This is a genomic window from Streptomyces sp. NPDC030995 (genome assembly GCF_055571215.1).
On the sequence record NZ_JBVIFS010000006.1, the window covers coordinates 345,075 to 354,461 of the forward strand.

Consider the following 9,387-nt stretch of genomic DNA (forward strand, 5'->3'; position numbering starts at 1 on the left):
GGCCGGGACTCGGCGAGGCCGTCTTGGAGCGGCCCGGCTCGTCCGGCACGGAGTCGTAGCGTGGAACCATGCAGACGACCCGGGTGTCCTGGACCGCCGCAAGCGCCCGCCGGATGGACCGGCAGGGGCTCCTCACCCCCGCCGCGACCGCCGACACCTCGCCCGCCGACATCTCCGGGCGGATGCTCGGCGCGCACGCCCAGGTGGCGTCCGCGGCGGAACTCTCCATCGCCCTACGCCTGGACGGCGCGACCCGCACGGACGTGCGCGACGCACTGACCGGCGGACAGGGGCCGGCCCGGAAAGAGGGCCGGGGACCGCGAGCGCGACCGGGCGCGCTGGTCAAGACCTTCGGGCCGCGCGGCACCATCCATCTGCTGCCGGCCCGGGATCTGCCCTGGTGGACCGGGGCCCTCTCCGCCCTGCCCGCGCGCCCCAGCCCCTTCCGTCCAGAGGCCCGGATGACGGCCGCCCAGACGGACGAGGTGATCGCCGCGATCGGCGACGCGCTGACCGGCGCCGAGCTGACCGTGGACGAGCTCACCGAGGCGATCGTCGCGCGGACCGGGTCCTGGGCCGCTGACCCGGTCATGCCCGCCTTCCAGACCATGTGGCCGCGCTGGCGCCAGGTCACGCACACCGCCGCCCACCACGGAGTGCTGGCCTTCGGCCGCGACCGGGGACGCAAGGTCACCTACACCAACCCCGGCTGCACCCCCGCCTCCCCCACCCGGTCGCTGCACGAGCTGGTGGACCGCTATCTGCGTGCCTACGGGCCCGCCACCGCCCAGGACTTCGCCACCTGGCTCGCCGCACCCCACGGCTGGGCCGCCGAGCTCTTCGGCTCCCTCGCCCGGAAGGAGCGCATCGAGGAGGTGGCCTTCGCGTCCGGCCGGGCGTGGCTCGCCGCCGGAGACACCGTCTTCCCGGACGAACTCCCGCGCGGCCTGCGGCTGCTGCCGTACTTCGACGCGTACGTCATCGCCGGCCGCCCCCGCGAGCTGCTCTTCCCCGGCGCCGCGGCCACCCGCGCCCTGGCCGGCGGCCAAGCCGGCAACCACCCCGTCATGCTGGTCGACGGTACGGTCGCCGGTGTCTGGCACCAGCGCCGTACGGGGCGCCGCATCGCGCTCACCGTGGAGCCGGTGGGGCCCGGGCGGCTGAGCGCGGCCCACCGCCGCGCACTGGACGAACAGGTGGAGCGTACGGGCGCGATGCTCGAGGGAACCGCGGAGCTCACCCTCGGCAAGGTCACCGTAGGACCCCACGCCTGACCTCGCGCCCCCACCCGCACCCCACCCACGCCTGACCCGCACCCGACCCGCCCGGGGACGGCCCCGCGCAGGGGCCGGCAGCGGCACGAGGCAATCCCCCGCACGAGCGACCCTTCCTGTTCGAGCGAGTTTCAACTCCCCTTCCCCAGACACCCCAAGCCCACCGGCCGCGACCAGAACATACGTTCACCGCCTGCCCCCGAATCGGCCGTGACGGGACCGATCCAGGGCCGTTCCTAGAGCACCAGTGCCAGCCATGCACCCATCCGGAGGATGCCGTGAATGCCGTACCTGCTCACCGCGCCGGCCTTGCCACATTCGAACATCGCCGGCTGTCGTCCCGCCCTCGGCCGCGAATCAGGCACCAGGTTGACGCTCCCGCCGGCGGCCGGGCCTCACGGCCGGACACGGAGCCGCGGGCATGAGCCGGAACGCAGCCTCCGGACCCGGGGCCGCGGGGGTGTCCGAGTCGGAGCGGCTCCTCTTCGGCGGCGAGCTCGCCTACGACATCGGCTGGGACCGGCACGAGGGCGCGTGGCTGAAGCTGGGCCTGTGGACGATGGCGAGGGGCCTGCCCCGGCTCGTCGGCACGGGCGTCCGGCTGGCACACCTCGCCGACGCGCACGCCCTGCGGGTCGTCCTCGGCTCCGAGCTCGGCCGTGGCATCACCCAGGCCGTGGGACTGGTGGCGGTCAACAGCGTCCTCGGCCATCTCCTCACGGAGGGCACCACCAACGAGGGGCTCGCCCGGGCAGTACCTCGCGGACTGGGCACGCTGCCGGCCCGCGGATACCGGGGCGGGCACCAGATCTCCGGCGGACAGTGGCAGCGGGTGGGCATCGCCCGGGCGAAGTACCGGGAGGCCGAGGTCCTGATCGTGGACGAGCCCACCAGCGCGCTGGACGCGGTTGCCGAGCAGCGGGTCTTCGACCAGATCCGGACCCTCGCGGCCACCACCGGGCAGACCATCGTGCTCATCACCCACCGCCTGCACTCCGTACGCCACGCCAACCTGATCCATGTCCTGAAGGACGGCCGGGTCGCCGAGTCGGGGACGTTCGCCGAGCTGATGGGCGAGACGACCGGCACCGGGGACTTCCGGGAGGCCTACCTCGTCCAGGCCGCCGCCTTCGACACCCCCATCCCCGCACAGCCCGCGGGCGCCCACGACGAACTGCCCGCGGAGGACCGCACATGACCGCCACGCCCGTCGCCGCCCCCGCCACCGGGAACCACGTCCTCGTAGGCGTCCACCTGTACCTGGAGCGCGACGGCCGGGTGCTGCTGGGCCTGAGGCACCCCGACTCCGCGTACGCGGGCTCCACCCATCACTTCCTCGCCGGGCACTGCGAGCAGGAGTCGGCCGTGAGTTGCCTGGTGAGGGAGGCGGACGAGGAGGCCGGCCTGGTCATCGACCCGGCCGACGTGGAGCTGGCCCACCTCGTGCACATCGTGGACGAGCCGGGCGGGCAGCCTCGTATGCAGTTGGTCTTCCGCGCCCGCCGGTGGCAGGGCACGCCCGAGGTGCGCGAGCCCGACCGCTGCCTGTCCTGGGACTGGTGGCCCGCCGACGCCCTCCCCCACCCGGTCGTCCCCTATGCCCGGGCCGCCATCGAGGGCATCCGGGCCGGCCGCCTCTACACCGAACTCGGCTGGACCTGATGACCCGCCACGAGGGAGAGAAATGACCCAGGAGTACGTGTTCACCGTGCCCCTCGCCCTGCGCCCAGGAGCCACTCGATGAGCGGCGGCGCGCGGCACACGGTGCCGGTCGACGTCCACCTCATCCTGCGCCGCGACGGGGAGCCCGGCCCGGAGGTGTTGCTGTCGCGGCGAGCCGGGCCCGTGTACGCGGCCGGCCTGTGGCACCTGCCCTCCGGGCACCTCGACCCGGGCGAGGACATGGTGACGGCGGTGATCCGGGAGGCCCGCGAGGAGACCGGCGTTCGCATCGCGACGGAGGACGTGAGCGCCGCCGTCACCGTTCACCACCACCCTCCCCGGAGCGCCGGTTCCCGGATCGGCGTCTTCTTCGAGGTGCGGCGGTGGTCGGGCCGTCCCCGGGTGATGGAGCCGGACCGGTGCGACGGCATGCGCTGGTACCCGCTGGACGGGCTGCCGGAGCCGATGGTGGCGTACTGCCGGGCCGGCCTGGACGCCTACCGCGCCGGCCTGCCCGCAGCCGTGCACTTCCAGCGGCCGGACGACCTGATCCAGTACGCCGCGGACCGCCCCGACCGCACCCGGCTCCTGCCCGCCCCGCCCACGGGCGGGGTGGATCTGCCGTACCGGCTGAGGGTGTTCGCCGAGCAGGCTGTCGGCCGGATCACCCGCGCGGTCGAGGTCTCCTGGGTGCGCGCCGGCAGCCGGGTGTGGCAGCTCACCGGATCCGGTGGCGGCACCTGGTACCTGAAGCGGCACCGCGGGTCGCGGTTCCACGACCGGGAAGTGGCCGCGTACCGGGCGTGGGTGCCGGCGCTCGGGCCGCGGGCTCCCCGCCTCGTGGCGTCCGACTCCGCGGCGCGGGCCGTCGTCATCACCGCGCTGGCGGGGCGGTCGCTGCACGGCCTGGTCCTCGCTGCGGCGGCCGAGGCACGTGTCCACCACGGTCTGGGCCGCCTCGCCCGCGCCTTGCACCACAGCGCCCCGGAGCAGACCCCCGGACCCTCGGCTGCGGCGGGCCAGGTGAAGCGTCACCTGGAAGAGGCCCGGCCGCACCTGGCCGAGGGGGACGAGGAGGCGGTACTGGCTCTGGCCCGCCGGTACGAGGGCCTCCCGCCGACCGCGCTCGTGCCCACGCACGGGGACCTCCAGTACCGCAACGTACTCCTCGCCGACGACGGCGAGCTGCGGCTGTTCGACTTCGAGCGGTCCGAGTACGCCACCGCCACCCGGGACATGGTCCGCCTGAGCGACACCTGGACCGGCCGGCCCGACCTGCGCAACGCCTTCCTCGACGGGTACGGCAGATCCCTCACCCCCGCCGAGGAACTCCGCCTGGACTGCGAGGCCGCCTTCGACGCCGTCTCCGGCATCGCGTACGGCACCCGCCACGACGACCCCGAGGTCGCGGAGCGGGGCCGGCGCACCCTGCTCCGGCTCCACGCCGCCCACCACCCGTAGGCCGTCTCTTTCGGATCTTGTCGGGCCCGCGACGCCTGGCACCGCACCTGGCCGCGTTGTCGGGGCGCCCGAGTACCGTCCAGTACGCGGCACGCCCCTCCGCCTTGCCATGCACGGCACCAGACGCCCCGGGCTCGGCCGACAAGATCCGAAAGAGACGGCCTAGCCCCCAAGACCCATCGCCGAAGGACCACGCCATGCCCCAGTCCCGCCCCGCCACACCCGGCCGGCTCAGCCGGTGCGCCGACCCGGCGCTCATGAGGATGACCCGTTTCCCGAGCCCGGCCGACGGGAGCGCGTCGTGAGCAAGAAGTGGCTTCCACCCGAGGAGTTCGCCGCGACCCTGCCGAAGGCCACCGTCTTCGGGGCGCTGTTCTTCACCGACGAGGACGACCGGCCCGTCCAGTTGCGCGCCACCTACTCCGGCATTCACCCCTGGCAGTGGCCCGGCGGCGTCACCGAGGCGGGCGAGCGGCCCTGGCAGACCGCCGTGCGGGAGTGCCGGGAGGAGACCGGACTCGTGATGCCCGGACCGCCGCGGCTGCTGGCGGCGGTGTTCGGGCTGCCGGGGAAGGAGTGGCCGCACAGCACGGTGGGTTACGTCTTCGACGGCGGTCGTCTCAGCCCGCAACAGCTCGCCGGCATCGTGCTGGATCCGGACGAGCACGACGAGGTCCGCGCCCTGACGGTGACCGAGTGGCGGGAGCTGATGCCGGTCCGGGATCACGCGCGGCTGGAAGCGGTCGTGGCCGCCCGCCGGCAGGGCACGCCGGTGTACTTCGACACCTGGGACTGGGAGGCGTAGATGCGGATGCGCATCGACTCGATGTCCGACCCGCGCGTGGCCGCGACCACGGCCACCCAGAACGGCGAGCGCCTCGGCGATGTCCTCGCGGTCTACGCCCACCCCGACGACGAATCCCTCGTGGCCGGAGGAACCCTCGCCCGCCACGCGGCCTCCGGCGCCCGCACCGCCGTCGTGACGGCCACCTGGGCCCCCGGCAGCCATCGCGCCGCCGAACTCGCCGACGCCCTCACGGTCCTCGGCGCCGGAGAACCCCGCATGCTCGGGTACGCCGACCTCCGGGTTCCCGACTCGGCCCCCGGGCAGCCACGCTTCTACGACGCCCCGCTGGAGGAGAGCGTGGAGCGCGTCGTCGGCCACGTGCGCGACTTCCGGCCGGACGTCATCATCACCCACGACGCCTACGGCTCCTCCGGGCACCCCGACCACATCCACACCCATCGCGTGACCCTGCTCGCCGCGCACGCGGCCGGCCTCGACGACCTCTACCCCCGGGCCGGGCCGCCGTGGCAGCCCAAGGCCGTGTACTTCTCCGCACACCCCCGGTCTGGGAGCAGCGGGCTGGCCGATCTCCTCGCCGGGGCGGGCAAGCGCCTGTGCACGGTCCCCGACGCGCTGGTCACGGCGACGGTCGATGTCCGCCCCTGGCTGGAGCAGAAGTGGGCCGCTGTCCAGGCCCACCGCTCGGAGGCGGCACGGGGCCGCTCGCTACCGGGCCTGCTGAGCGAGGTGCCGGCATCGCAAAGGGAGTCACTCCTGGGGACCGAGTGGTTCATTCGCCACGACCTTGTCTCGGCCTTCAAGGGGCTTCGCGAACTGGCGTGAAGGCCTGGTCATGCCCCAGACGCTACGGGAGCGGCCGTCACCCGCGTGAAATACGCTCCCGCCATCGCCCCGTGCCTGGGCGTTTCCGACACCCAGGCGACCGTCGACTTCTACGAGAAGCTCGGCTTCACCGCCCTGCCCGCCGGCAACGACCCGAAAGGCTCGCCGCGGCCGATCGAGACGACTCGGTCGGCCGCGGCGGGTCTGACATGCCGTCCCCGCGACGCTACAGGCAGTCCTTACGCCGCAGGTGGGCGAACATCGCCACGCCCGAAGCCACCACCAGGGCGAGGAAGGCCGGCCAGGCCCACACGAAGCGGGTTTCCGGCTGATGGAAGTTCGCGGCGTAGATCCCGCCCAGCAGCGTGGGCATCATGAACACCACGAGCCACGAAGTCACCCTCCGCGCCACCCTCGTCCCGTGGTAAAGCTCCACAGACTTGTCGTGCAGCAGGACCAGTTCGTTCCGGTACCGGCGGACTCCCTGGAGAAAGGTCCGCAGTTCCTCATTCGAGCACGCGTCAAGGTCTTTAGGAGCAAGCCCGGCCAAGCTGGGCTGCATGGAATTGTCCGACATGAGAATCGTCCTTCCTCTGCTCGATGACGGGCCTACAGCCAGCCCTTGCGCTTGACCGCGAAATAGGTGGCCAAGGCGGTGGACGCCAGGGCCGCGAGGAACAGCGGCCAGCCGTACTTGAGCTGCAGTTCCGGCATGTGCTCGAAGTTGGAGCCGTAGAGCGACGCGAGAGCTCCGGGCACCACCGCGATCGCCGTCCAGGCGCTCACTTTCCGGGTCTCCACCGTGACCTTCAACTGGTCTTCGGTGATCTCCCGGATGTCTTCCATTTCCTTGTTCAGGCCGCGGATCTCCCTGTTGATCTCGCGGAGCAGCTCCACCTTCTGGGCGTGCTCCCCCACCGTCTCGACTGGCATCAACGTGTTGTCGGGGTTCGTCGGCATGGCGTTGGTCATGGCATTCCTCCTGTCAAGACACGTCCCCGGCGGCGCTCGGCGCGCAGCCGTCGCCCCTTGGCGGATCTCGGACGTGCTTCGGCGGTAAACATGTGGTGAATGTGTTCGCTGAGATGGCCGGCAACGCGGTACGCATCAATGGCCGCGCGGCCCTGTCACCGGTGGACGTGCCAGAGCACGCCGAAACGGCGTCGGGTTCGAATATCAGGGGGAAATCACCGCGAAGGCGATCAACTCAGTCCCGTGGCCCGACGGACAAGGCTCGCGGAAAACCGGACGCGCCACGGAGGCATCCTGCGGTGCCGTGCCGTCGCGCGGCACGCGGGCCGCTACTGCGGTGCGTCAAGCGGGATAGGCGGCGTGTACGCCCTGTGACTACTACCACCAGGCACGCTGATCACCTCCCGCAAATCTTGGCACGGTTTGTCCCGCGCCTCAGCCACGGTAAACGACAAGCAATGTGTTTACAAAGTCGGACAATGGCGTATCAGTCCGATCCACCCCGGAAAGCGCCGAAACCCGCGGCCGGCGAGCACGCACGCAGGGCGGCGAGACACCCAGGCTGACGTTGTCACGACAGGACAGGTCGCCGCCGACAAGGCGCTTCAGGACTGGGATCTCGACAACGACGAGATCCTCGACGGCATCGCCGACGGTGCGCACGCTTCGGCATCGACGGCATCTGGTCGTTCGTGGACGGTCGTTACGTCACCGCTGCGCGGTCCGGGCTGTCCGGCGGGCAGGTCAGTAGCCGATGGTGAAGCGTCGTTGGACGAAGCACGGAAGCTCCGCCTCGTCGACGAGGGCGACGGCGGCGTCCTCCATGGAGATGCGGCTGCGCCCGTCCGCGCCGAGGACCGGCTGGTCGCCGCCGATCCGGAACCGGCCCGTACGTTCGCCGGGGGCGATGTCCTCGGCAGGGCTGAAGTAGGTCCACAGCCGGTTGGAGGTGCGCAGGACGTTCAAGGCGTCGCGGTGGCCGCGCACCGCGGCGGAGTACTCCCTCGGCAGGCCGATCTCTTCGAGGGTCTCGTGCAGGAGTTCGTCGGAGTCGGCACGTACCACTCCGGGCTCGATCTCCAGGCTGCCGGCGCCGCCGATGACGATGAGCCGGGTCCTGGGGCGGCTCTCCAGCGCCTTCAGGAGTGCTCGCGCGGCCGTGGCGTACACCGTGGGATCGGCGATCGAGCGAGCCACCGTGTCGGCGATGTCCTTGGCGGCGTTCCCGGGCTGGAATCCGCTGATGAGTACGTCGAGGCCGGGCATGACGGCGGCGATGCCGTCGGCGTCGAGAACGTCGACGCTCTTCCAGACGACGTTCTTCCGATCCTCGTGGATCCGCGTGGCGTCGCGGCTGAAGGCCGTGACGTGATGCCCCCGGTCGAGGGCTTCGGTGACGACGCGACTTCCGATGCCGCCCGTGGCTCCGATGACTCCGATGTTCATGGCTCTCCCTGGGTAGTTGGGTGCACCGCCACCGTCTTCACGGCGCGCAGAGACTATACGGCGTGAAGTGTTAATACGGAGCACAATATTGAGACGCTGTAGAGTGAGCCGTCATGGGAAGCGTGGGGAACACCAAGGGGCGCCGCGAGCGGCTGCGGGCCGAGACGACCGCGGAGATCAGGAAGGTCGCCCTGGAGCTGATGGCCTCGGGAGGACCGGACGCGATCACGCTGCGGGCCATCGCGCGCGAGATGGGCATGACGGCCAACGCCATTTACGGCTACTTCGCCACACGCGACGACCTGGTCACGACGCTGATCGGCAACGTCTACACCTCACTGGCCGACACCGTCGACGCTGCCTGGGATGCCAACCCCTCCCTGGACCCGGCCGCCCGGATCCAGGCATGGGCCCGCGCCTTCAGGAACTGGGCGCTGGCCAACCCCGAGGGTTTCCGCCTCATCTACGGCGACCCCGTCCCCGGCTACCGGCCCCCCGAGGGCGGCGCCGCCCCCGAAGCCGCCCACCGGGTCTGCACCGGCATCACCGCACTCGCGGCCGCGGCCTGGCCGCACGCCGAGCTTCGTTACTCGGACAGTGAATTCGAGTGGTCCGACTTCGACGCCGGCCTGCTGGACAAGGTCCGCCCGGCCTTTCCCGACCTGCCCCCGGCCGGCGTGGCCCTTGCCCTGCGCATCTGGAGCCACCTGCACGGCCTGGTGTCACTGGAGATTTACGGACACCTGCAGAACCAGACCCTCAGCCCGGAAAAGCTCTTCGGTGAAGAACTCGCCCAGCTCACCCGGTCCTTGGGCATCACACCCCTGACGGACCCGGCTAGCCCCAGCTAGTGACCTGAGTCGGAGGTTTGTCGTTAGTTCGGTATGAGTCGTCCGGGTCCGAAGATTCCGCCGTTGTCGGTGACCGATGCCCAGCGGGCTG

Annotated in this window: 10 protein-coding genes and 1 pseudogene; 7 read left to right on the top strand and 4 right to left on the bottom strand. The window is 71.5% G+C overall.

All coding sequences use genetic code 11. From position 1 onward, the window contains the following. Nucleotides 1-68: 68 nt before the first annotated feature. From ACZ45T_RS13600 to ACZ45T_RS13625, 6 genes and pseudogenes are all read left to right on the top strand, one after another. Entirely contained in the window at nt 69-1,274 is a 1,206-nt protein-coding gene (locus ACZ45T_RS13600) for a winged helix DNA-binding domain-containing protein (RefSeq protein ID WP_468440638.1), read from the top strand. Nucleotides 1,275-2,025: 751 nt separating this feature from the next. Then, nucleotides 2,026-2,472, top strand: a pseudogene (locus ACZ45T_RS13605) (ATP-binding cassette domain-containing protein); the annotation flags it as partial. Continuing rightward, nucleotides 2,469-2,936 (top strand): NUDIX hydrolase, encoded by a 468-nt coding sequence (locus tag ACZ45T_RS13610; protein ID WP_468440640.1) that lies wholly within the window; start codon nt 2,469-2,471, stop codon nt 2,934-2,936. The pseudogene ACZ45T_RS13605 and the gene ACZ45T_RS13610, both read left to right, overlap by 4 nt. Before the next feature lie 78 nt (nt 2,937-3,014). After that, nucleotides 3,015-4,397 carry an NUDIX domain-containing protein gene (locus tag ACZ45T_RS13615; RefSeq protein WP_468440642.1) on the top strand — a complete coding sequence of 461 codons (1,383 nt, stop codon included), beginning with the start codon at nt 3,015-3,017 and terminating at the stop codon, nt 4,395-4,397. A gap of 301 nt (nt 4,398-4,698) precedes the next feature. Then, nucleotides 4,699-5,202 carry an NUDIX domain-containing protein gene (locus ACZ45T_RS13620; protein ID WP_468440644.1) on the top strand — a complete coding sequence of 168 codons (504 nt, stop codon included), beginning with the start codon at nt 4,699-4,701 and terminating at the stop codon, nt 5,200-5,202. A gap of 21 nt (nt 5,203-5,223) precedes the next feature. After that, nucleotides 5,224-6,027, top strand: coding sequence for a PIG-L family deacetylase (locus ACZ45T_RS13625; protein WP_468440685.1), 804 nt, complete (start codon nt 5,224-5,226; stop codon nt 6,025-6,027). A gap of 226 nt (nt 6,028-6,253) precedes the next feature. Here the strand turns inward: ACZ45T_RS13625 and ACZ45T_RS13630 are convergent, their stop codons facing one another. The 4 genes from ACZ45T_RS13630 to ACZ45T_RS13645 all read right to left on the bottom strand — a co-directional run bounded on the left by ACZ45T_RS13630 (nt 6,254) and on the right by ACZ45T_RS13645 (nt 8,445). Then, a complete protein-coding gene (locus ACZ45T_RS13630; RefSeq protein ID WP_468440646.1) occupies nt 6,254-6,604 on the bottom strand; it encodes a CorA family divalent cation transporter in 351 nt (116 codons plus the stop codon). A gap of 32 nt (nt 6,605-6,636) precedes the next feature. Continuing rightward, complete coding sequence (locus ACZ45T_RS13635) at nt 6,637-6,999, bottom strand: CorA family divalent cation transporter (protein WP_468440648.1); 363 nt, start codon at nt 6,997-6,999, stop codon at nt 6,637-6,639. 435 nt (nt 7,000-7,434) lie between these two features. Then, nucleotides 7,435-7,662: a hypothetical protein gene (locus ACZ45T_RS13640; protein ID WP_468440650.1), complete on the bottom strand. Its 228-nt coding sequence runs from the start codon at nt 7,660-7,662 to the stop codon at nt 7,435-7,437. Nucleotides 7,663-7,743: 81 nt separating this feature from the next. Further along, complete coding sequence (locus ACZ45T_RS13645) at nt 7,744-8,445, bottom strand: NAD(P)-dependent oxidoreductase (RefSeq protein ID WP_468440652.1); 702 nt, start codon at nt 8,443-8,445, stop codon at nt 7,744-7,746. A 113-nt stretch (nt 8,446-8,558) separates the two neighbouring features. On the opposite strand from ACZ45T_RS13645, the gene ACZ45T_RS13650 reads away from it, so the two are divergent. Continuing rightward, the gene (locus ACZ45T_RS13650; RefSeq protein ID WP_468440654.1) at nt 8,559-9,296 is read left to right on the top strand and encodes a TetR/AcrR family transcriptional regulator; all 738 of its coding nucleotides are present in this window, start codon (nt 8,559-8,561) and stop codon (nt 9,294-9,296) included. The last annotated feature ends 91 nt before the right edge of the window (nt 9,297-9,387 follow it).